We start from the raw sequence: 619 nt of genomic DNA on the forward strand, positions 1-619 counted from the left end.
ATCCCGAGCGCGGCGGTGTTCTCGGCGATGGTGCGTGAACAGCCCAACCGCAGCCCGATCTCGGCCAGCGCGTTGTTGCCGCAATCGTGGAAATCGCCGTTGCCCAGTTGCACGTCGCGTTCGATCCAGGCCTCCCACAACCCCGCACAGGCGCTCACCTTCCGGTAGGCGGCCCGATTCTCGATGACCGCGTCGGCGGCCAACTCGGCCAACACCACCCGATCCGCCTCGGTGGCCGCCGTCGAAGAACTCCCCCTACCCCACATACCAAGATCATACCCGAACAAACGTTCGAGTGCAAGGTGAAATCCCCACCTAGAATGTGATGTCTCAGGACATGGGTGACAGTTCTGTATTAGGACATCGGTGACAGTTGATGTCTCAGGACATCGGTGACGTTTGGGTCTTGGGGACCAGTCCGGAAGGTCGCCCGTTGCCGACGTATTTGACTCCCGGTGCTGCTCGGGTGTGCTCGATGAGGATTTCGCCGTGCAGGTCGGCGACGATGATCTGGTCACCGTCGGTGATGATGTAGACCTGCTCGAACCCGTGCCCGCCGGCGACCTTGTAGGCGACGCCGTCGAGCCAGAAGGTGCCGGTAGAGGTCAGCGTCTTGATC

1 protein-coding gene and 1 pseudogene are annotated in these 619 nt (G+C 61.7%); both read right to left on the reverse strand.

Annotated features, from left to right (window positions below):
* On the reverse strand, nucleotides 1-266 hold a 266-nt coding region (locus FOS14_RS24530), incomplete at its 3' end, for a hypothetical protein (protein WP_143769655.1).
* Nucleotides 267-381: 115 nt separating this feature from the next.
* Nucleotides 382-619, reverse strand: a pseudogene (locus FOS14_RS24915) (IS481 family transposase); the annotation flags it as partial.

The sequence above is a fragment of the Skermania sp. ID1734 genome, assembly GCF_007489285.1.
GTDB lineage: Bacteria > Actinomycetota > Actinomycetes > Mycobacteriales > Mycobacteriaceae > ID1734.